The organism is Arthrobacter sp. EpRS71 (genome assembly GCF_001512285.1).
Taxonomy (GTDB): domain Bacteria; phylum Actinomycetota; class Actinomycetes; order Actinomycetales; family Micrococcaceae; genus Arthrobacter.
Genome location: NZ_LNUV01000003.1, coordinates 176,126 through 197,859 on the forward strand (window position 1 = coordinate 176,126; position 21,734 = coordinate 197,859).

Sequence of the window (21,734 nt, forward strand, 5' to 3'; positions counted from 1 at the left end):
GGTGAATCAGCGGAGCTTGTCCCGGAGGCTTCTCGCTAGTTGGTAGGCGCCGTAGCGGAGCTTGTTGACCGGGAGGTCCCAGGTGCCGGGGTAGGAGACTTCGCGGCCGCCGAAGGACTTCTTGAAGGCCGTGAAGCCCGCCCATTTGTGGTCCGGCTGGTCCTCGGGAGCCACGCCCCAGAGGTCCACGTGCTTGAGGCCCTTCTCCTTGGCATCGGCCATCAGGGTCACCAAGAGGGGGATGCCGGCGCTGAGCTTGCGGTGGGTGTCGTCCAAGGCCGCGTGGGCGTACACACGGGTGTCCGCGGAGTCGTAGGCGAAAGCAGCGGCGATCGCTTCGCCCTCAAGCTCAGCGATGAACAGTGTGCCTGCGCCCGAGGGGAGCAACGACGCCGCCACTTTCGTGAGGTACTCGTCGCTTTGGGGCTTGAAGCCGTTCCGGGCAGCTGTCAGGTGCAGGAAGTGCAGGAGAATGTTGATGTCCGCCGGATCCTGGGACGCACGGAACGTCACACCCTTTTTGTGGATGTTCCGGTAGAGGTTTCTGTTGGTCGGTTTCATGCCGGCCAGGACGTCCTTGAAGTCTCCTTCAAGATCCACAATCCAGCTCAGCTCAGGTTGCTGGTTGACCGGTGCCGGGCGCAAGCCTCGCGCGCGGAGGAGAGTGCCGGCGTCGGACGCTCCGAAACCTGCCGCGGCAGGCTCCATCCGAACGAAAACCGCACGCTCCTGCTTGGCCAGGGCCACCAACGCCGCAGTGGCGGCGTCGAACGCTTCCACAGACTCGGCCACGGGGCCGTAGGGCGCATAAATGACCTTGCCGGCCGGGTTCTTCTCCTCAATGGCAAGGAAACTCCAGCCGGGTCCGGATTGCTCGTGGACACGGCGTCCCAAGGAGCGCTGGACAGCCGCCCACGCGGGCGTTTGCAGGAAAAACTCCATGGATCAGTTCCCCAGGCCCGTGGTCACTGCGAACGCAACACTGACGTCCGTGGCGCCCTGCACGGGGTGCACATTGACGGGGGCTTCGATGTCCGGGATGAACGCGGCGGCGCCCCGCTCAAGCCGGAGGTCGCTTTTGGGAGAATCGAGCAACACCGAACCGGAAACCACCACGACGACGGCCGGCCCGGATTGTGCCAAGGGCACCGGCTCGGCGCCCGGGCCAAGCTCAATACGCTGGAGCTGGAATTCCTTGAATGGCGGGCGGTACAGTTCCTGCCCGAATTCCGTCCCGCTGAGCTGGACACGCGGCACTCCCAGAGCTTCGAAGCGCACAGTCCGGAGCAGCTCAGGAACGTCCAAGTGTTTGGTGGTGAGGCCCCCGCGCAGCACGTTGTCCGAGGAAGCCATGACCTCCACACCCAAGCCGTGGAGGTAGGCATGGATATTACCGGCCGGCAGATATACAGCCTCGCCGGGCTCCAAGGACAGGTGGTTGAGAAGGAGTGAGATGAGGACGCCGGGATCGCCGGGGAAGGCCTCATTGATGTCCAGCATCGCAGCGAGGACCTCACGGTGCGGTTCCAACGGCGCGCCGGCAGAGAAGACGGCCACTACTTCGTTGATCGCGTCGGAAACCTGGCTTCCGCCCTCGATCAGGCGGCTGAAAGCCGCTTTCAGGGCAGCGGATTCGTCGCGCACAGCAAGGTCCGAAATGACGTTGGTGATCACCGGCGGAACAGCGACGGCAGCGGAATCAAGGGCACGGGCCAAGTGCTCGAAGACTGCTTTTGACCCTGCGGGAGGACGGAAACCACACATAGCCTTGAACGGAGTCAGGGCAAAGATCATCTCCGGCTTGTGGTTATCGTCCCGGTAATTGCGTTCTGCGGCGTCCGCAGGGATGCCGGCAGCGTTCTCGCGGGCAAAGCCCTCCCTCGCCTGGTCCAGGCTCGGGTGCACCTGCAGTGACAGAGGCTGGGCTGCAGCCAGGAGTTTGGTGAGGAACGGCAGCCGGGGACCGAACTCGGCGATGCTTTCCGAGCCCAGGCAGCGCACGGGATCCGCGGCGATCAAGGCGTCCAGTGGCTGAGTCACCCCGTTGGGATGGACGGCTGTGGAGGGGGAGTCCGGGTGGGCTCCGATCCACATTTCGGCCTCGGGACCACCCGGCGCCGGCCGCCCCAGCAACTCGGCGATCGCCGTCGTCGAACCCCACGCATAGGGTCGCAAAACATTCTCAATCTGGTACACGAAACAAAGTCCTTATCGTCGCGCTGAACGTGAGGGCGGAAGGCAGCTTAGAGCGGTGCGCACTGTCCGTTGGTGGCCACAAGGTCCCGGATGCCTTGCTCGTCGCCTTGGGCCTTGAGGCCGTTCAGCAACTCGATGGTGATGGGAGTCCCGTCAGGTGTCGTGGTCACGGGGGTGAAGTCGGCCGACGGCGACGGCAACTGACCTGCCGTTACGGACCCGGCCAGCGGACCCGCAGCCATGACGGCCCCGGTCGCTGCACCGTCATAGGAGACGACGGCGTCACTCGCCTTGGGAGTATTGGAGGACGCCAATGTTTCTTGGACCTTGGAGTGGATCAGGTCAAAGTCCGGCACTGTGGAGAAGGACGCCTCAAAGTCCGGGGGGCCAATAGTGAGGCGCTTGACCGGCTGGTTCTTGGACTTCAAGGCAAGGTCCATGAAGCTGCCCAGCTGGTTGGAGGAAATGTTGGAGTCAACCACCTTGGTGCCGGCGTTGGCGATGTCCTCGAACTTGGTGAGGAGGGTGGCGGGGTCCAACTGCTTGAGCATGGCCTGCTGCACGCACTGCTGGCGCGCAATGCGGGCGTAGTCATCCACGAATTCGCGGGAGCGTCCGTACCAGAGGGCCTGGAAGCCGTTCAGGTGCTGATCACCTGCCGCAATCCAGCCATCAGGCATGCCGTGAATTCCGTTGGCCTCGTCAGTGACAGGGCCACTGATGGGTACCCAGCCTCCGGCTTTGATACGGATCCCGCCCATGGCATCGATGAGTTTGGCGAAGCCGTCCATATCCACCAGGACATATGCCTGGACGGTGATGCCCAAGGTGCCGGAGACAGCTTCGAGCGTGGCCTGCGCACCAGGATCGGCAACTCCCGGGTAGAGGTCCTTGTAATTGTTGGTGACCTCGGTGTTGACGGCGTTGATGAGGCACTCGTCGCCGCAGTTGTAGCCGTCCGGGTAGATCTTGCGCATGGGCGAGCCCTCGCTGAACTGCGCATTCTGAAGGTTGCGGGGGACGGAGATGATGGCACTCTCGCCCGTTTTCGCATCAACGCTGATGACGGAGAGGCTGTCCGGGCGGCGGCCGGTCCGATCGTCTCCGGCGTCGCCGCCCATCATGAGGAAGTTGTACCGCCCGTCCACGGGATCAATGGCGGGACCGGCATTGAAGATGCTGCCGATAGCATTCCGGCTCACGTTCAGGACGTAAGCAAGGTAGCCCAGGGATCCGCTGCCGATGACCGTGCTAACTGCCAGGACCACGGCGATGATGGGGCGCATTCCCGGTGCCAGGAGTGCTGGCCTGATGATCCGCAGAGTATTGAGGAAGAGGAAAGCCCAACCCAAAGCCAGGGCCACCAGGATCACGATGATGAACAACGAGCCCACAGGGTGCGTGGCGAGGCTGAGCAGCAAGCTTCGATTCACCAAAGCAATGAACAGCGTGAGCAGGGCGAGGGCCCAGACCGTGATGGTGACGCGCAAGGCAATGCGGCCAAGTTTGCGGTCGCCGGCAACGATTTGGGCGCTGCCGGGAACAAGCAGGGTGAGGAGGACCAGCACAAAGGCGCGTTTGGTCCGCACCGGAGCGCTGGCGCCGGAGGGATAGCGGACGGGATCAGTCAGGGCGGCGCCGGGCTGACTCGGGGTTTTGTGCATGGTCATCAACCGCTGCCTTCCTAGCGGGGGCTCCGGGCGGATGCGTTGGCGGGGGAGAAGACCTCTTCCACTTTGTGGCGGAGGTTTTCGCCCTTCTTGGTGGCGACGTCGTTCAGTTCCTGCGCGAAGGTGAGGAGGTCCGCGCGGAGCTTGGCCGCGAGTTCATCGGTTCCCGATGCCAGCATGCGAACAGCGAGGAGTCCCGCGTTGCGGGCACCGGCGATGGACACCGTGGCCACGGGAACACCGGCAGGCATCTGCACGATGGACAACAGGGAGTCCATGCCGTCCAAGGTCTTGAGGGGAACCGGGACACCGATGACCGGAAGGGGCGTCACGGAAGCCAGCATGCCGGGGAGGTGGGCTGCACCGCCGGCGCCGGCGATGATGACGCGCAGGCCACGTTCGTGTGCCGTTTGTCCGTATCGGATCATCTCGGTAGGCATGCGGTGGGCTGAGACCACGTCCGCCTCAAAAGGGATGCCGAACTCAGCCAAGGCGTCCGCCGCGGCTTCCATGACGGGCCAATCGGAATCGGAGCCCATCACGAGTCCAACGAGCGGGGCTGTTGTTTCCGAAGTCATACGGTCTCCTCAAGGGTGGTCTGTTCCGGTTTGCGGCCGTCACGAATGATGTTGGCCACCGCGGTAGCGCGCTGGCGGACGGAGTCGACATCGGAAACCGAGCTGCCAACGAGGTTCACGTGGCCAATCTTGCGGCCTGGGCGGACGGACTTGCCGTAGGAGTGCACTTTCGCCGCGGGCTCGAAGGCCAAGGCCATGGGGAAGGCTTTGAAGAGATCCTGGTTGTCGCCGCCCAGGAAGTTCTTCATGACCACTACCGGGGCCAAGGCATCGGTAGCGCCCAACGGAAGGTCCAGGACAGCACGCAGGTGCTGCTCGAACTGGCTGGTGATGGAGCCGTCCTGCGTCCAGTGGCCGGTGTTGTGCGGGCGCATGGCAAGTTCGTTGATGAGGAAGCCCATTCCGACGCCGGGCGTTTCGAAGAGTTCTGCAGCCATGACACCCGTGACGCCGAGCTCGTTGGCAATGCGGAGTGCCGCCTCTTCCGCCGCGGCAGCCACCTCAACGGAAATGTTTTGGGCGGGTGCGATCACTTCGTCGCAAACGCCGTCCACCTGGATGGTGTGCACCACGGGCCAGGCGCGGGATTCGCCACTGGGACGCCGTGCCACAAGGGCCGAGAGTTCGCGGCTGAAATCAACCTTTGCTTCGGCAAGCAGGGGGCTCATGGCCTGGAACCAGTCGGCAGTGTCCAAGGCCTCGTCCGCGGAGTCAACAATCTTGACTCCCTTACCGTCGTAGCCGCCGCGGGGTGTCTTCAGAACCACGGGCCAGCCGATCCTGTCCCCAAAGGCCACCAGCTCATCAACAGTGTTGACCGCTGACCACTCCGGGTTAGGCAGGCCCAGGCGATCAATGGCGGCACGCATCACCAGTTTGTCCTGGGCGTTCACCAAAGCGTCGGGGCCTGGCTGGACGTTGACTCCGGCATCCAGGAGGGCTTGCAAGTGTTCGGTGGGGACGTGCTCGTGATCGAACGTCATGACGTCCAGGCCCTTGGAGAACTCCAGAAGAGCGTCCAAGTCCTTGTAGTCGCCAATAGGTGCAGTGGCCACTGCAGCTACGGCAGAAACGTCCTCACCCTCGGCCAAAACACGGAGTTCGAAGCCCAGGGCGGTAGCGGGCGGAGCCATCATTCGTGCGAGTTGGCCGCCGCCAACTACGCCAATTACTGGAAAAGTCACAAGGTTCAGCCTACCGAACCGGCGGCAGGATCACTGATTCTGCCGCCCCCGGGGACGGTTTTCTCCGGTCCAATGAGCCAGTATCGGGCTTCTCACAGCCCTCTCAAAGGCGGCATAGGGAAATCGGCGCTAAAATGGGTACGGCCCATCGGCCCACTTTTCAACGGCCATGGAGGGTCATGATCACCACACTTGCAGATCGCATCCGCGGACTCGCCTCACTTTTTTGGCGTGAGGTAGCAAAGTTCGGCGCCGTCGGCGGTGTTGCTTTTGTCATCGACTCGGCAGTTTTCATCTGGCTGTTTTCCGGTCCGATGCACGGCAGCGAAGTGTGGGCCAAGGCCATTGCAACCATTGTCGCGAGCATTTTCTCCTGGGTGGCGAACCGGTTCTGGACGTTCCGGCACCGTAAGCAGGCCAACGTTGTTCGTGAGGCCGTGCTTTTTGCCGTCATGAACCTTGTAGGACTTTTGATTGCGTCCGGCTGTGTGTGGTTTGCCAAGTACATCCTGGATCTCAATGACAAGCCTTCGTTGTTCATCGCAGGTAGCGTTGTTGGCCTCATCCTTGGCACCATCTTCCGGTTCTTCGCCTACCGCTTCTGGGTTTTCAACGAAGAACTGGATGCCGAGCCCGAGTTCTCCCACGACCACGAGATCATCGATCTTCACCACAAGACCAAGGCAGATGCCGGGTCCGGCGCCAATCCTGCCACCGGCGAGCTCCCCTCGGTAAAAAACCTCTAGCGCTTAGGGACGGCTGACGCGCTCGTTCTCGAGCAGGTGCTCGGTCACGTCCAGCTCCGGATGTACCAAGACTACGGAGCCGTCCTCTTTCCAGGCACCCAAAGAGGCTGCGAGGCACTGCTCCAAGCCGTCGGCCGCGCGAACCAGCAGGCGGACGCTTGGCTCCTGAGCGGCTGCAAAAACGTCAATGAGTTCTCCGTGGGGGAGTGCCGCGGTTCCACGGACGGCGGGCAAGCCCGCCCCGGGTTCGTTGTGGGCCATAAAGACGTCGCCGTGCGAACGGACTTCAGCCGCGTAGTCCACGACGCCGGATGGCAGCTCTCCCGGCCATCGCATCGCAAGTGCGGCGAGCGGCACGGCGACCACCGCATCGAAGCCGGCCCCCGCGCCGTCGTCGGGCTTGTCTGTTGCCAGAAGATTCGCGGAGGTGGCGTCGAAAACCACCTCCATGCCCAGTTGCCATGCAGCCAAGGCCCAGACGAAGGACTTCCAGTGCGCCGGAAGGTCCAACCGGATGGACATCCCGGGTTCGGCGTCGAGTTCGTCCTGCAGCAGGTTGCTTGTCTTGGCTACCCAGTTGTCCAGCACGCGGCCTGAAAGCTCCACCCGCTCGGAGTCGGGGCCATACCAGGTGAGTCGAGGTGACGTTGAATGACCGGATCGAAGGGCTGTCATCAGGTTCGCTGCCGGGATGCTCATGCGTCCATCTTGCCACGCTGGTTCCGCGGCGTCCTTGGGCTTTGGGCAGTGATTGTGAAATGCGACACACCCCAATATCTCCAGTCGTTGGGGTGCCGGGGGCGTGGCGGTAATTTTCCGCGGAAATTCAATGAAAGTTAACCTGAAGCGATCCGCGGCTTCCATTTCCCGCGGGGACACGCGGCGGCGCGGCAAAAAAGTTGGGCGTGGCGCATCCCACGTTTCTACAGATTCTTGATTATTATCCCGTCGCGGCTTGACTGCCGGGTAGTTACACGCGTGTAATTAGTAATCAACGCCGCTGCACAGATAACCGGAACGTCACCGGGAATCGGAAACACATCCAAGCAGCAGCTGCAAAATCAGGAGGGACGCCATGGGGCAAGCGTTGCGTATCCAGGAAGATGCAGTCGTCGCAGAACATGCGTCGGTGAAATACCGTTCGCGGGAAGTACCGGGGGATTGGTACGTTGACCCGGCGGACCCGGAAGCGGCAGACCGATACAACCAGAATGTGCAGCAGTCTTTGGAGGATCAGGCTACCGCCCTCCTCGCCGCACATGAGGCACTGATTGGTGACCTGCCCGCTGGGCCGGACGAAGATTTGGACGACCCTCCCATGGAGCTGCGTCGCCCCCTCGAAGCACCGGGGCAACCGGTATGGATCGGCCTTCCCCAGGGAGACTTCGATGACGAAGGCGAACTTGGCTGGCAGACTGACGCGCTGTGCGCACAGACCGATCCTGAAGCCTTCTTCCCTGAAAAGGGTGGGTCTACGAGGGATGCCAAGAAGGTCTGCGGAGCGTGCAACGTCCGCTCGCAGTGCTTGGAATATGCTCTCGCCAATGATGAGCGGTTCGGTATTTGGGGCGGACTCTCCGAGCGGGAGCGTCGTCGGCTAAGGAAGCGAGCGGTCTAATTCTCAAGGAAGTGCATGTTACCGCCGTCGTGGTTTCTCACGACGGCGGCAACTATTTGCCCAGAACATTGGCGGCATTGTCGGACCAGACGCGTTCGGCAGATGCCGCCATTGGCGTTGATACAGGCTCCACAGACAACTCGCTTGCATTGCTCAGCGAGGCCCTCGGCCAGAACAATGTGACCTCGTTCCACCATGCAAAGACGGGCTTCGGGGCAGCCGTCCACGCAGGCCTGGAGGCGCTCGCTCCCACAGGAGGTGCAGCAGCTGACAGCAGCGCGAAGATCACTTCTGTCGAATGGATCTGGCTTTTGCATGACGACGCCGCGCCGGCGCCTGATGCGTTGGCAGAACTTCTCCATGCGGTTGAACGCGCGCCCTCTGTAACGGTGGCGGGCTGCAAGCAGCTTGGTTGGGACAACAAGCGGCACCTGGTGGATGTTGGGCTCTCGACGAGCCGCTGGGCTGAACGCCTGACGCTGATCGACGCTGATGAAGTGGATCAAGGGCAATACGATGCCCGGACCGACACCTTTGCCGTGAACTCCGCGGGCATGCTGATCCGCCGCGATGTCTGGGAACTCCTGCAGGGTTTTGACCCCGCACTTCCGGGCAGTGGCGATGACGTCGATTTCTGCTGGCGCAACTGGCTCGCGGGCAATCGCGTGGTCATCGTCCCCAGTGCCCGGATGTTCCATGTGGAACACCGCCCGCATGGTCTGGGCACTTCGTCCGCGGCACGAAAAGCCCAAATCCACCTGCGGCTCAAGAACACCCCCTGGTGGAATGTACCCTTCCAGGCGGTGGGCGCCTTGTTCGGCGCCGTGCTCCGCCTCGTGCTGAGCATTCTGGTCAAAGAACCGGGATATGGCCTTTCACAGTTCTCGGCCACTATCGCTGCCCTTGTCCGGCCCGTTGCCATCGCCAAGGGCCGCCGCGTTGCGGCCAGGACCCGCCGCGTGCACCGCTCAGTGGTTCGTGGACTGCAGACGCCTACGCGGGAGGTACGTGCCAACAGGCGCTCCTTGCTGGAAGCAATCCGCCCCGCCGACGACACTGCTGGCTTCTCCGATCTTCTTGCCCCGGAACCCAGCGGGGATGCTGCCGATGACTTCGCCGCACTAGCCACCAATGAACGCGGCTGGGTGGGTACGGGCGCGGTGGCAGCTGCGCTGGTGGCCCTCGCCGCAGCACTCGTAGGGCTGCTGGGACTGCTCCGCTCAGGCACGGTTGCCGGTGGCGGGCTCCTTCCGCTGTCAGCCTCGCCAGGTGATATTTGGGCCAATGCGTCCACGTGGTGGATCTCCCTGGGCGTTGGTCTGCCCGGACACGGCGATCCGTTCGGCTATGTGCTGTGGCTGCTCTCGCTCTTTGGGGGCGGCGACGCCAACGCTGCGATGGTGTGGCTGCTGATCCTTGCCATGCCGTTGTCCGCGCTGGGTGCGTGGTTCGCATCAGGCGCGCTGACAACCAAACGCCGTTTCCGGTTTGCGGCCGCTTTGGCTTGGTCCGCTGCTCCTGCGCTCCTGATCGCGATCAACGAGGGCCGTGCAGGCGCCTTGGTGGCCCACGTCATGATGCCACTTTTGCTCCTCGCCCTATTGCGCGCCTCAGGATCCGCCGTAGCCCAAGGCCCGGCGTTAGCGGGCAGGCAGCTCAGCCGTCGTCCTGCCCTGATCCTCGGAAAGCCCGGCATCAACGGGACACCATCGTGGACCGCCGCAGCCGCCGCAGGTCTGGCGATGGCCGTGGTGACCGCCTCTGCGCCGTCGTTGTTGGGGCCGGTGGTTGTAGCGGTGGTCCTGGCCGCGGTGGTCCTCGGGCAACGGGGCAAAACACTGTGGTGGTCGCTCCTGCCAACGGTCGCTTTGTTCCTGCCCTATGGAATATCCGTGCTGGACAGGCCGCGCTCCTTGCTCGCCGATCCCGGATTGCCACTGACGTTCGACGCAGCTCCGCTATGGCAGCAGCTGCTCGGCCAACCGTTGGCTTTTAATGTCGACGGCGGTGTAACCGGGTTGGCGGTCTTCGGCGCTGGCCCTGTGCCATGGGCTCTGCTGCTGGCCCTGCTGGTCATCGCACCAGTCCTGGTCCTCGCTGTTGCCGCGTTGTTCCTGCCCGGAAAACGCGCTGCGCTGGCCCGGGTGTTCTGGTTGGTTGCTTTGGCTACGCTTGCGAGCGGTTGGCTGGTGGGCCATGTGGCCACCGGAGTCAACAACAACGTGATCGTAGGCCCGTTTACCGGCCCTGCGGTCTCGGCGTCTGGCATGCTGCTTCTGGGTGCTGCCGTCCTTGGTGCTGAGAAGCTCTTCGCTGCGCCTCGAAAGACACCGAAGGGTTCCCGGCGTCCGCTCCCGCTCAGTCGCGTTGCCTCGACCGTTGCCATGGCGCTCCTGGTTGCGGGCCCCCTTGCAGGCATGGCTGCCTGGGCTGCCCAAAATGTCCTCCAGACCACGCCCACTGCCGGATCAAGTGCTGCGTCCCGGACTGCCGAACAGGCGGCCTCCCTTGGCGCCCGCCGCCACATATGGCCGGTGGAAACGGGAACGTTGCCTGCTACTGCCGTGGATCGCGGACAGGGACCCGAGCGTACGCGAACACTGGTGATCACCAGCGGTGAGGAGGGCGCCTTCTCCTCCTCACTGATGCGCGGAGCCGGTACCACGTTGGACAGCTTGTCAACCATTGCCTCTGCACGGACCATCATCGGTGCACCGGGACGTGAGGAAATCGCTGACGATGATGCTGCCACGGCGTCCCTGCGCCGGGCCGTCGCCACCATCGTGGCGGGTACGGGCGTGGACCCCCGCCCGGATCTTGAACAGCTTGGTGCCGGATTCATCGTCCTGAAGGCAGAAGACAACGCCGCCCAACTGACGGCCAGCAGGATGGACGCCGTCCCTGGACTTGTGGCTGTAGGCCAGACCGACGCCGGGTGGCTGTGGCGGGTGACGCCTCGGAACCAGGAGGCCGCTACGGCCGCCGACACCGCGCACCGGGTTCGCATCCTGGACTCCCAAGGCAACCTTCTGAGTACGCTGCCGTCCGAGGAAGTGTCCGTGGACGCCACTGTGGCAGCGGGGGATGAGGGCCGAAAGATTGTCCTCGCCGAGCGCTCTGATCCCGGGTGGACTGCCTGGTTGGATGGCCGCCAACTGGAGTCCACAACATCCGGCTGGTCGCAGGCCTTCAAGCTGCCGGCCGGCGGGGGTGACCTTGAAATCCGCTACACCAACCCCTGGGCCCTGTGGTTCGGAATATTGCAGGCAGTGGTGATTGGTTTGACGGTCCTGTTGGCCGTGCCGATGCCCGCTCGCCGCAGCCGAACCGGCATGTCGAGGGACGAAGTCTCCCTCCGTAAGGAGTACAGCAGTGTCTGAGGACCAAAAGAACGAGTCCGGCGAAAGCACTGGCGCCCCCGAGCCCAAGAAGCCCCGGAGTTCCGGCAGCCGCAGCTCGAGCAGCCGCAGCTCCAATAAGGGAGTCATCACCGGCGTCCTCTCTGCGGTGGTTATCCTCGCGGCAGGCGGAGGCGCAGTGGCGGCGACGTCAATGGTGCCCCAACCTTCCGGAGGGACCACCATGGACGTCCGCGAAGCCGACGTACCTGCCGGCCGTGCCTTGGGTATTTGTCCAGAACCCGCGAGGCTTGTGAACGGAACCGTCGTGGGTACGGATGCAGACTTCAGTCCGGTGTCCACCACGGCTACCAGTGCACTGAATGCTGTGGTGCTGAGCAACCCGGCTGGAACGGTGCCGGGGAGCAGCGTGGCATCTCTTGGTGGTGGTGCGGTGGCCAAGATCGCAGATTCCCCCACCAGTTCACCGACGCCCACCGTTGGTCCGCCGGTACTAGCAGCCGGCGTCGCATCCATCAGCCCCGTGACTTCGCCCACTGTGGTGGGTGCTGAGGCCGTTGGAAACGAGCAAGCGTCCTTGGCCGGCAACCTGAGCTACTCCGCCACGGACGGCGATCTCCGGGGCCTGGCGTCCACCCAATGCCAGCCACCGGGAAATGACGCTTGGCTGTTGGGCGCAAACACCGCCGTGGGCCGAACTGCTGTTCTGAACGTGAGCAATGCCTCCGAGACCCCAGCCACGGTCAACCTCGAATTGTACGGATACGACGGTCAGATCCAGGCGCCGGGGGCTCGTGGTCTTTTGGTTCCTCCGGGCACTACCCGCTCGGTGAACTTGGCCGGACTCGCGCCAGGCGAATCCCAACTTGCGGTGCACGTGCGCAGTACAGGTGGCCCCGTTGCGGCCACCATCCAGCAGAGTGTGTTGCGTGGAATCGCTGCAGGCGGCGTCGAGTACCTCTCGCCAGGCGCGGGGCCATCGAACCTGCAGGTGATGTCCGGCGTCGACATTCAGGATCCGGCGGGCGTCAAAGCCCTGGCCGCCACGCCAGGTTTCGCGGATGCCGTCCCGGCCCTTCAGATCGCCGTCCCAGGTTCCACTGACGCCGTGGTGCAAGTCAGCCTTTATGGCGCCAACGGGGAGCGCAAGATTCCCAACGGGGGAGTGCTGACGGTCAAAGGCGGGACCGTGGCAACCCTTAACCTCGATGGCGTTCCGGCCGGCAGCTATACCGTCAGGGCCAGCTCGGATGTTTCCTTCCTGGCATCGGCGAGGGTAACCCGCGGTGCCAAAGCGGAAGATGCAACGGATTTTGCGTGGTCGCCGTCGTCGGCCCGTCTCGGTAGCCAGCACTTGGTGGCCGTACCCCGGGAGGGCCAGAGGTTTTTGAGCCTTGGCGTCCCTGAGGGCCGGGGCACGGTCAGCTACGCTCCCGTGACTGCCGACGGAAAAGTGGGCAAGGCCGTTGACGTTGACATGTCCGGAGGGACCACCTCCATGATTGAGCTACCGGAGAAGTCCGGCGGTTCGGTGGTGGCGGGCTACGTGGTTTCTGCTTCGGGTGACCCCGTGTACGGCGCGCTGGTACTGGCCAAGCAGGGGCGCACAGACGTTTCCGTGGTGGCAATTCAGGATGCGGCCGCAGGACTGCAGAAGGTCCCTGTCTCGGTGGGTTACTAGCCGATGCAGATTTATTGGTATCGACGCCGGTAAACCGGGTCAAGCGTCTCAGGAGGCACACCGAGCATCTCGGCCGTGTACTCCACCACCACATCGTGGACGAGGTCCTGGAGTTCCTCCCGGCTGGAAACGCCTTGCGCAACCACCCGACGGTACACCGTGATCATGGGTGCCTCGCCGCGACCACCGGGGGTGTAGGAGCCCAACGGTGCGGCGTTACCCATGGCGACCAGCTGCTCAAGGTTGGGCGGGATTTCGTCCACTGCAAAAAGAACGCCGTCCAGTTGTTTGCCCCACATGTCCTGGAGTCGCTCCGCGGAGTCCAGCACCATGTCATCAAAGCGCTCTGCACGGGTGCGGAATCCGGGGAGATTAGGGAGCATGAGTTCTCCGCGCAGTCCCCGTCCGTGCCGGTTGCGCCGGCGTCGCCGGAATCCCCGCACTTCCGAACCGGCGTGTTCCTGGGCCTGATCGCCATCGGCGTCAGTCCACCGGATAGTGAATCCGGGAACATGTGGCTGTGACTGCATATATCGACTTTAGTCCCGAGGACCCGCCAACGCGACCTCATGTCCTGCACCGCGCCGCGTGGCTTGATACTGCGAAGAGTTGCAGCGTCCATCCTGCGGTGAGTTAGTGAGGCACGGGCGATCAATGCACAATGTCCGTGCCCAATGGCGCTAATCTGGGATGTTGTGGGTGCCATTCGTCAATGTTCAAGATCAGCCTGCCGCCAGTCCGCGGTGGCCACTTTGACGTACGTGTACGCAGAGTCAACCGCAGTGCTGGGGCCTCTGGCCACTTATGCGGAACCACATGCCTATGATCTTTGTTCGCAGCATGCCGAGTCCCTCACGGTTCCGCGGGGCTGGGAAGTCCTGCGTTTGGCCATGCCCACGACGCCGCAGGAGCCAGGCCCGGATGATTTGCTGGCACTTGCCAACGCCGTCCGGGAGGCTGCCTCGGCCACCACCGAGACTCCTGCCCGGCAAAGCCATGCGCAGATGGAGCCGCCCGCCGGTACCGAGGGCACCCGGCGAGGGCATCTGCGTATCCTCCGCGAACCTTCCTGACCCGCCCCTCAGCGCCCGGATTCGCGGGCAGTGGACGCAATTCGTCGTCGGGATCAAAACACATTCTCCGTGCGCGGTAGTCTGGAATCTGCAGATATATCCGCCAGCGGCGCCATGCCGGCGCCACCCAGGGAGCATCATTCATGCCAAAGGTCAGTCCTGAACTGTTGTCCATCCTGCGCTGCCCCGTAACGGGTTCACCGCTGGTCCAAGAGGGCGATGAGTTGGTTTCCACCGATGCCGCTGCGGACGGCGAAAAGCTCCGCTACACCATTGAGGACGGCATCCCGTTGCTCCTGCCACCGGAACTGCTGGCGGCCGCCAACGCGGCAACCTCGGGCCAGCACGATTCCAAGGCCTGACGCGCTTCCTCTCACCACATCCGCACGGTACCCCTAAGGACTTCCATGACTTTTGACTTCAAAGTGGCTGACATCACTCTCGCGGAGGCCGGCCGCCACCAGATCCGTCTTGCCGAGCACGAAATGCCGGGCCTCATGTCGCTCCGCGCGGAGTTCGGTGCCTCGCAGCCGCTCAAGGGTGCACGGATCGCCGGGTCCCTGCACATGACGGTACAAACCGCCGTGCTCATCGAGACCCTCACTGCCTTGGGCGCGGAAGTTCGCTGGGCCTCCTGCAACATCTTCTCCACCCAGGACGAAGCCGCTGCCGCCGTCGTCGTCGGCAAGGGCACCCCGGAGAACCCGCAGGGTGTCCCGGTGTTCGCGTGGAAGGGCGAAACCCTTGAGGAGTACTGGTGGACTGCGGAGCAGATCCTCACCTGGCCCGGCGCTGACGCCAACCCGGAGTTGGGTCCCAACATGATTCTCGACGACGGCGGCGACGCCACGCTGCTGCTGCACAAGGGCGTCGAATTCGAAGCCGCAGGGGCCGTGCCCACCGCCACCGGGGAAGATCCGGAAGAGTACGTCCTCATCCTGGACCTCCTGCGCAGGACCCTTGCCGCTGATCCGCAGAAGTGGACCCGCCTGGCTGCCCGCATCGAAGGTGTCACCGAGGAAACCACCACCGGTGTGCACCGCCTTTACCAGCTCGCGGAGCAGGGCAAGCTGCTGTTCCCGGCCATCAACGTCAACGACTCCGTGACCAAGAGCAAGTTCGATAACAAGTACGGCATCCGGCACTCCCTGCCGGATGGCATCAACAGGGCCACGGACGTCCTCATGGGCGGCAAGGTTGCGGTTGTGTGCGGCTACGGCGACGTCGGCAAGGGCGCCGCTGAAGCGCTGCGCGGTCAGGGCTCACGCGTCATCGTCACCGAGATTGACCCCATTTGTGCGCTCCAGGCTGCGATGGACGGCTACCAGGTGGCCAAGCTGGAGACGGTGCTCGCCCAAGGTGACATCTTCATCACCACCACGGGCAACAAGGACGTCATCATGGCCGAGCACATGCTGGGCATGAAGAACAAAGCAATCGTGGGAAACATCGGCCACTTCGACAACGAGATCGACATCGCCGGGCTGGCCAAGATTCCCGGCGTCAAGAAGGTTGAGATCAAGCCGCAGGTCCACGAGTGGGTGTTCGAGGCAGGCACTGATTCGGAGCGTTCCATCATTGTGCTGTCCGAGGGCAGGTTGCTCAACCTGGGCAACGCTACTGGCCACCCGTCGTTCGTGATGAGCAACTCCTTCGCCAACCAGACCATTGCGCAGATTGAACTCTGGACCAAGAAAGACCAGCCCGCTGGAGAGCGCGAGTACCAGAACCAGGTCTACGTCCTCCCCAAGATCCTTGATGAGAAGGTTGCGCGCCTCCACTTGGATGCTTTGGGCGTTGAGCTGACGGAACTGAGCAAGGATCAGGCTGATTACCTCGATCTTGACGTTGCAGGGCCGTACAAGCCGGAGCACTACCGCTACTAGGCTTCGCTGTTTGCCGGTGCCGGCACTACCCAAATCGATGGCGAAAGGCCGGACGCGCGACCAGCGCGTCCGGCCTTTCGGCTAGAATTGGGTGTTCAGTAATGCTTGCGGGGGACAGGATGACGGGAACCATGACGGAAGTCGCCACACGGAAAAAGGGCAAGATCCTTGCCATCATAGGAGTCTGCGCAGCACTTGTGGTGGGCGGAATCGGCGTGGTCACGGTGCCCGGACTGCTGGCAGGCTCTCCGCAAGGAGCGGCCGTAGCGCCCTCGCCTGCTCCCACTGTGGAGGCCAAACCCGTGGAGTTGGGCATCACCCCGCTGGATGGCGCCGTGGAGTGGAACCCCGTAGTGGGCCCCCAGATCAAGGCGGTCAACGGCACGCTGAAGGATGTCATCCTGACGCCGGTAGGCGGCGGCGAGTCCGTTCAGGGACAGACCAGCCCGGACGGCAGCACCTGGACCACGCTGGAAGTCCTGAAGTTCAAGACACAGTACAGCTTTGCCTTCACCGTAGTGGACACCGCGGGCAAGGAGACCAAGAAGTCCCAGACGTTCACCACGGTTTCGGCCGCCTACGAGGCGGACGCGTCCATTTACCCCCGCAACGGCACCGTAGCGGGCTCCGGGCAGCCCATTGAAATCAACTTCAGCGAGCCCGTTGTAGACAAAGTGGCCATGGAGAAGCGGGTTGCCATCACCGTTTCGTCCGGCCAACCCGTGGCGTGGCACTGGTACTCGGACAAAAAGGTCAGGATCCGTCCTGAGGCCTTCTGGGTTTCCGGCACTACCGTTACCGTGGACATGAAGCTGCTGGGCGTTGACTTTGGCAACAAGATGATCGGCAACGGGGATGTCGTTTCCACGTTTACCACCGGCCCGCAGCGTATTGCCGTAGTGGATGACAAAACCAAGACCATGAATGTTTACTCAGATGGCCAGTTGGTTCACACGGCCCCCGTTTCCTTGGGCGGGGAAGATTGGCTTTCGCCGACCGGGTACGCGGTCATCATGGAGCAGGAACGCCACTCCAACTTCAACGCCGGCACCATTGGGCTCAAACCCGGAGACAAGGGTTACTACCCGCCTCTCGTGGTGGAGTATGCCAACCGACTGACGTGGTCCGGTGTCTATGTGCACCAAGCCCTCGAGGCAGCCTGGAGCTCCATTGGAGTGGCCAATGTCTCCCACGGCTGCGTGGGTCTGCTCCCTGCGGATGCCGCATGGTTCTTCAACAACATGAAGACCGGAGACGTCGTCCAGATCCTCAACACGGGAGCGCCGGCAGTGGAACCGCTGGAAGGCTTCGGGGACTGGAACATCCCCTGGGCGAGCTACGCTCAGCGCTAGGCTTCCTGTTAAGATCGTTGCAGTGATTCTTACCTGCGCGCTTTGACCCCTCTCTCCAGCGCTGACACCACGTCGGCCCTGCTCTTTGTGCTGCCCTCCACGGTGATCACGGGTGTCCCTGAAGGGAACCCGCTCATGGGTTCCCCGGCTCTTTCCCCCGGACCCTTTCTCTTCACCTGGAGCACGCATGACCATTTCACCAAGCCTCAGCCCCGACTGCGGCAACTGTTTTGCCCTGTGCTGTACTGCGCTCGGATTCGCCCGATCCGCTGACTTCGCGATCGACAAGCCTGCCGCTTCGCCGTGCCCGAACATGGCGGACGACTTCTCCTGCACCATCCACCAACGCCTCAGGCCCCGGGGCTTCCGTGGATGCACGGTCTTTGATTGTTTCGGCGCCGGCCAAGTGGTGTCCCAACACACCTTCGCCGGAACCAGTTGGACACAGGACCCGTCCTCCAAGTCCTCGATGTTCGTCGTATTCAAAATAGTCAGGCAACTCCACGAGATGCTCTGGTACCTTGCCGATGCCAGGCAACGGACCTTCGATCCCGAGCTCGCGGCCGCGGCGGAGCAGCTGTCCGAGGCCATAGCCGCCACCGCCCAAGGCGACGCGTCCACGGTCCTGGCCGCCGACGTCGAAACACTCCACGGAGAGGTCCGGGCGCTCCTGATGGAGATCAGCGAAGACGCCCGCGCTTCCTACGGCGCCGACGACCGGCAAACCTTCGACGGCGGCCTCCAGCCAAGTGCCGACCTGATGGGCGCCAACCTTGCGAACCAGCGCCTCTGCGGATCAGATCTCCGTGGCGCATACCTGATCGGAGCAAACCTGAGCGGCAGCGACCTCACCGCCGTGGACCTTCTGGGAGCTGACCTGCGCGGAGCACAACTCCACGGAGCGGATCTCTCCAAGGCGCTTTACCTGACCCAACCCCAGATCAACGCCGCCGAAGGAGACCGCACCACACTCCTACCCCCACAACTCACCAAACCGGATCACTGGTAGTAAAACTTCCCCAGTTAGCGGCTGGTGGACGGCATCCGGCAGCCTGCGTCTAAGCGAAGAATGAGCGAGCAGGCAGAGGATGTCGGCCATCGGCCGATCGCCGGGCCAAGTTTCAGGCTTCAGTGAACGGCAACTTCCTGAGTCGCTCGCCTATGGTGGCGTTCCGCTGTTCGGCTTGGCGCAGTCGGGTGAGTTCGCGGTTGCGCCGTTCCCCGAGGACTGCGCCGATGTAGTCTTCGGGGATGGTGCCGGCCGGCGGGGGAGGGGCCACGTACCGGGCGAGTTCAGATGCGAGCGAGGCCGCCATATTGATGCGCGACGCCGGTGCCATGAGGTAGGCCTGCTGCACGAAAGTTCCGGCTCGCCGGGCGGTGGCATCCGGTACCCTGCCGATGTCCGCCATGGCCACCCATGTTTGCAGGTGGTGCGGGGCCATGGGCATGATGCGGGGTTTTGAGGGAACGCGTTGCCGGAGGGAGTAGGTACCTGCAACGATGTCGCCGAGGCGCTTGGATTTGTCGTTGAAAAGTGCCACGCCGATTGCGAGTCCGCCGAAGGTCATGTAGATCTCCAGGAAGCCGAGGAGCCCGCGGATGAGGGCGTGCCGGAAGCGGATGGACCCGCCGTCGTCGCGGACTATGCGCAGCCCTGTTGCGAGCTTTCCCAGCGAGCGTCCGCGGGTCAGGGTCTCCACAGTGACGGGAACGATGACCACGGAGAACACAACGCTGCTGAGGATCAGCGCTTGGATGGCGGCGTCGTCAAGGTCCCGGGAGGCTGCACTGATGAGGAGGATCAGGAGTATGGCCAGGACCACCTGGGAGATGACATCCAGGATGAGTCCCAGTGCCCGCGCTGCAAAGGAAGCGGGGCGAAGCTCGAGGACCACTGCCTCGCCTGTGATGATTGAACTCATGCCGCCCCCAAGTTTTGCCAATTCCGTGGGCGCTTTGAGTGCCCGCACCAACGAGTCTAGCGGCGGCGGGCTGACCACACGGTGGAGACAGGCGCTAGGGTGGTGCCGTGGACATCGATGCCTTCTCGGCCGTACATGAGGACAAATGGTCCCGGCTTCATTTCCTGGCGCATAAGCGCAGGTTGACGGGTGCCGAGGCGGACGAACTTCTGCGCCTTTACCAGACGGTGTCCGGGCACCTTTCCCTGATCCGTTCCGTGGCGCCGGAGACGGGATTGTCCGCATCCTTGTCTGCAGCTCTGGCCCAGGCACGGACGCGGTTCACCGGGGCCCGCTCGAATTTCATGGAGGATCTGGCGCGGTTTTTCGTCATTTCACTTCCCGCGGCGTTCTTTCGGATCAGGTGGTTGACCCTGTGGTGCGGGGTTGCCTTTGTCCTGGTGGCGGGTGCATATGCTCTGTGGATTGGCACCTCACCGGAGGCGTTGAGGGCGGTGGCCTCCAGTGACGCCAGAGTGCAGCAGTACGTGGAGGAAGACTTCATTGACTACTATTCCGAGAACCCTGCGGCTTCCTTCGCCGGAGCGGTGTGGACAAACAACGCCTGGATCTCCGCCCAGGCCGTCGCCTTCGGCGTCACTGGATTTTGGGTGCCCTACATCCTGTTCTTGAACGCGCAGGGGCTGGGAATCGCGGCGGGGCTCTTCCTTGCAACCGGGAAGATGGACATTTTCTTCAGCTACATCCTTCCGCACGGCCTTATGGAACTCACGGCCGTCTTTATAGCCTGTGCTGCGGGACTCAAGATTTTCTGGGCCATGGTGCGGCCGGGCCCGAGGACGAGGCTGCAGGCTGTGGCCGATGAAGGCCGTTCGCTGATCACCATTGCCATGGGGTTGGTCCTTGTCCTGCTGGTCTCGGGCATCGTGGAAGGCTTTGTCACGCCGAGCCCACTCCCGGTATGGGCCAAGATCACTATTGGCGCGTTGGTTTTGGCTGGCTACTGGGTGTACACCCTGGTCCTTGGCGGGAAGGCAGTCCGCGCGGGCGTCACGGGAGACATGGATGCCAACGACGCCGGATATCGCAGCATCGCAGCGTAGAGCTTACAGTTACGTTTCAATCTGGCCGCAGCCGGGGTGGCACCGCGTGTCTGTGTGAGGCCGGGCGGTAGGCTCGAATGCAGACAAGAGAGCCGGTAGCAAGCAATCGCCGGTGGATGCCTACGGAAGTGAAACCGCTGTGAGCGACAAGAGCCCAAAACCACAAGAACCGGACACGGACGTCCATGAGGACCCCAACGAACCGGCCTTCGACTGGATGAAGCCGAAGACGTCCGGTGGCTCTACCGAGGCCACTCCCGCAGCGAGCACCGGAGCCACGCCTGTGGCAGCAAAATCGGCAGCGACTCCTTCAACTGCGACGCCCGCCAACGGCCAGCCGGAGAGCCGCGCTGACCGCAAAGCTGCTGAGGCCGCTGATACCGGCACTGAAACTCCGTTGTTCGCCGACACCCTTGCGGAGGCGTCCACCACCAAGGCGTCGCCGCACTATTCGGAACCTTTGCCGACGTCGGCTCTTCAGATTCGTCCGCCGGACGACGAAGTGGCGCGACGAAATGCCGAACGAGAGCAGGCAGCAAAAGTGAAGCCGATCGGCCCACGGATTTTCCAGGTGCTGCTGGCTGTTTTCTACCCCGTCATTCTCTTGGTGCTCGCTGTTCGGGCTGTCACCAGTCCGCTGTTCCTGTGGGTGGAATACAACCGTCCGGGTTTCCCCGGCGACGGATATGGCTTCAGCACTGATGACCGCATGACGTACGGTTCGTACGCCGTGGACTACCTCAGCAACTGGGCTGGTCCGCGCTATCTGGGAGGCTTGGTCAACCAGGACGGGGAGAAGCTCTTCACGGACAGCGAAGTCTCCCATATGGCCGACGTGAAGCTGGTCATCCTGTCCTCCTTTGGGGCAGGTCTCCTGCTGATCATCCTCAGCATCATCGCCATCCTGTATCTGCGCAAGCGAAGCAATGGCGGGATCCGGCGAGGTCTGTTTGCCGGTTCAATCGTCACGTTGGTCATCATCATTGGTCTCACAGTCCTGGCTGCCCTGAGCTGGCAGCAGTTCTTCACAGAGTTCCACCGGATCTTCTTTGCCAATGGAACGTGGACCTTCTCGCTGGAAGACACGCTCATCCGGCTCTTCCCGGGCCAGTTCTGGATTGACGCGGGCATCGTGATCGGCGCTCTGGTGTTCTTTGCAGCGACGCTGACGTTCATCTTCACGTGGCCCACCAAGCGGCGTCGTGGCCTTGCGGACAAGCAGGAGGCCGCGGACGAGGATGCAGAGGGTTCGGACGAAACGCCTGAGGATGCCAGCCTGTCCAAGGAACCAACAGACGCTTCACGCTAGTCGAGGCATCGTCCTGCTGGAAGGGCCGCACTTGCGTACTACAGCAGCAGAGGC

19 protein-coding genes are annotated in these 21,734 nt (G+C 63.0%); 11 read left to right on the forward strand and 8 right to left on the reverse strand.

Going from position 1 to position 21,734, the window contains the following annotated elements; genetic code table 11:
• Nucleotides 1-6: 6 nt before the first annotated feature.
• Genes AR689_RS03745 through AR689_RS03765 form a run of 5 tightly spaced genes read right to left on the reverse strand, consistent with a single transcriptional unit; the run spans nucleotide 7 to nucleotide 5,628 of the window.
• Nucleotides 7-942 (reverse strand): lipid II:glycine glycyltransferase FemX, encoded by a 936-nt coding sequence (locus AR689_RS03745; protein WP_062066997.1) that lies wholly within the window; start codon nucleotides 940-942, stop codon nucleotides 7-9.
• A 3-nt stretch (nucleotides 943-945) separates the two neighbouring features.
• The gene (gene manA / locus AR689_RS03750) at nucleotides 946-2,196 is read right to left on the reverse strand and encodes a mannose-6-phosphate isomerase, class I (RefSeq protein ID WP_062067000.1); all 1,251 of its coding nucleotides are present in this window, start codon (nucleotides 2,194-2,196) and stop codon (nucleotides 946-948) included.
• Between the two features lie 47 nt (nucleotides 2,197-2,243).
• Entirely contained in the window at nucleotides 2,244-3,866 is a 1,623-nt protein-coding gene (locus tag AR689_RS03755) for an LCP family protein (RefSeq protein ID WP_062067003.1), read from the reverse strand.
• A gap of 14 nt (nucleotides 3,867-3,880) precedes the next feature.
• The gene (gene purE / locus AR689_RS03760) at nucleotides 3,881-4,444 is read right to left on the reverse strand and encodes a 5-(carboxyamino)imidazole ribonucleotide mutase (RefSeq protein ID WP_062067006.1); all 564 of its coding nucleotides are present in this window, start codon (nucleotides 4,442-4,444) and stop codon (nucleotides 3,881-3,883) included.
• Nucleotides 4,441-5,628 carry a 5-(carboxyamino)imidazole ribonucleotide synthase gene (locus AR689_RS03765; protein WP_082697773.1) on the reverse strand — a complete coding sequence of 396 codons (1,188 nt, stop codon included), beginning with the start codon at nucleotides 5,626-5,628 and terminating at the stop codon, nucleotides 4,441-4,443. The genes purE and AR689_RS03765 overlap by 4 nt, the downstream gene beginning before the upstream one ends.
• Before the next feature lie 179 nt (nucleotides 5,629-5,807).
• Here AR689_RS03765 and AR689_RS03770 point away from each other — a divergent pair, with 179 nt between their 5' ends.
• Entirely contained in the window at nucleotides 5,808-6,374 is a 567-nt protein-coding gene (locus AR689_RS03770; protein WP_062067012.1) for a GtrA family protein, read from the forward strand.
• A 3-nt stretch (nucleotides 6,375-6,377) separates the two neighbouring features.
• On the opposite strand, the gene AR689_RS03775 is transcribed toward AR689_RS03770, so the two are convergent.
• Nucleotides 6,378-7,073, reverse strand: a complete 696-nt coding sequence (locus AR689_RS03775) for a TIGR03089 family protein (protein ID WP_062067015.1) — start codon at nucleotides 7,071-7,073, stop codon at nucleotides 6,378-6,380.
• A 376-nt stretch (nucleotides 7,074-7,449) separates the two neighbouring features.
• On the opposite strand from AR689_RS03775, the gene AR689_RS22605 reads away from it, so the two are divergent.
• Genes AR689_RS22605 through AR689_RS03790 form a run of 3 tightly spaced genes read left to right on the forward strand, consistent with a single transcriptional unit; the run spans nucleotide 7,450 to nucleotide 13,032 of the window.
• The gene (locus AR689_RS22605) at nucleotides 7,450-7,992 is read left to right on the forward strand and encodes a WhiB family transcriptional regulator (RefSeq protein ID WP_082697775.1); all 543 of its coding nucleotides are present in this window, start codon (nucleotides 7,450-7,452) and stop codon (nucleotides 7,990-7,992) included.
• Nucleotides 7,993-8,003: 11 nt separating this feature from the next.
• Entirely contained in the window at nucleotides 8,004-11,372 is a 3,369-nt protein-coding gene (locus AR689_RS03785; RefSeq protein WP_062067017.1) for a glycosyltransferase family 2 protein, read from the forward strand.
• Nucleotides 11,365-13,032, forward strand: coding sequence for a DUF5719 family protein (locus tag AR689_RS03790; RefSeq protein ID WP_062067020.1), 1,668 nt, complete (start codon nucleotides 11,365-11,367; stop codon nucleotides 13,030-13,032). The genes AR689_RS03785 and AR689_RS03790 overlap by 8 nt, the downstream gene beginning before the upstream one ends.
• 11 nt (nucleotides 13,033-13,043) lie before the next feature.
• On the opposite strand, the gene AR689_RS03795 is transcribed toward AR689_RS03790, so the two are convergent.
• Nucleotides 13,044-13,562: a metallopeptidase family protein gene (locus tag AR689_RS03795; protein WP_062067023.1), complete on the reverse strand. Its 519-nt coding sequence runs from the start codon at nucleotides 13,560-13,562 to the stop codon at nucleotides 13,044-13,046.
• 144 nt (nucleotides 13,563-13,706) lie between these two features.
• Here AR689_RS03795 and AR689_RS03800 point away from each other — a divergent pair, with 144 nt between their 5' ends.
• The 5 genes from AR689_RS03800 to AR689_RS03820 all read left to right on the forward strand — a co-directional run bounded on the left by AR689_RS03800 (nucleotide 13,707) and on the right by AR689_RS03820 (nucleotide 18,352).
• Nucleotides 13,707-14,105 carry a DUF3499 domain-containing protein gene (locus AR689_RS03800; RefSeq protein ID WP_062067026.1) on the forward strand — a complete coding sequence of 133 codons (399 nt, stop codon included), beginning with the start codon at nucleotides 13,707-13,709 and terminating at the stop codon, nucleotides 14,103-14,105.
• A 143-nt stretch (nucleotides 14,106-14,248) separates the two neighbouring features.
• Nucleotides 14,249-14,467, forward strand: coding sequence for a Trm112 family protein (locus tag AR689_RS03805; RefSeq protein ID WP_017198664.1), 219 nt, complete (start codon nucleotides 14,249-14,251; stop codon nucleotides 14,465-14,467).
• Nucleotides 14,468-14,512: 45 nt separating this feature from the next.
• Nucleotides 14,513-15,991: an adenosylhomocysteinase gene (ahcY, locus tag AR689_RS03810; protein WP_062067029.1), complete on the forward strand. Its 1,479-nt coding sequence runs from the start codon at nucleotides 14,513-14,515 to the stop codon at nucleotides 15,989-15,991.
• A gap of 131 nt (nucleotides 15,992-16,122) precedes the next feature.
• Nucleotides 16,123-17,343, forward strand: coding sequence for a L,D-transpeptidase (locus tag AR689_RS03815; protein WP_231745433.1), 1,221 nt, complete (start codon nucleotides 16,123-16,125; stop codon nucleotides 17,341-17,343).
• A 187-nt stretch (nucleotides 17,344-17,530) separates the two neighbouring features.
• Nucleotides 17,531-18,352: a pentapeptide repeat-containing protein gene (locus tag AR689_RS03820; protein ID WP_062067032.1), complete on the forward strand. Its 822-nt coding sequence runs from the start codon at nucleotides 17,531-17,533 to the stop codon at nucleotides 18,350-18,352.
• A gap of 112 nt (nucleotides 18,353-18,464) precedes the next feature.
• Here the strand turns inward: AR689_RS03820 and AR689_RS03825 are convergent, their stop codons facing one another.
• Nucleotides 18,465-19,268: an RDD family protein gene (locus tag AR689_RS03825; RefSeq protein WP_062067035.1), complete on the reverse strand. Its 804-nt coding sequence runs from the start codon at nucleotides 19,266-19,268 to the stop codon at nucleotides 18,465-18,467.
• A 107-nt stretch (nucleotides 19,269-19,375) separates the two neighbouring features.
• Between AR689_RS03825 and AR689_RS03830 the strand changes: the two genes are divergently transcribed.
• Together AR689_RS03830 and AR689_RS03835 are read left to right on the forward strand one after the other, a co-directional pair.
• Nucleotides 19,376-20,371, forward strand: a complete 996-nt coding sequence (locus AR689_RS03830; RefSeq protein ID WP_082697779.1) for a stage II sporulation protein M — start codon at nucleotides 19,376-19,378, stop codon at nucleotides 20,369-20,371.
• A 139-nt stretch (nucleotides 20,372-20,510) separates the two neighbouring features.
• Nucleotides 20,511-21,680: a TIGR01906 family membrane protein gene (locus tag AR689_RS03835; protein ID WP_082697829.1), complete on the forward strand. Its 1,170-nt coding sequence runs from the start codon at nucleotides 20,511-20,513 to the stop codon at nucleotides 21,678-21,680.
• The last annotated feature ends 54 nt before the right edge of the window (nucleotides 21,681-21,734 follow it).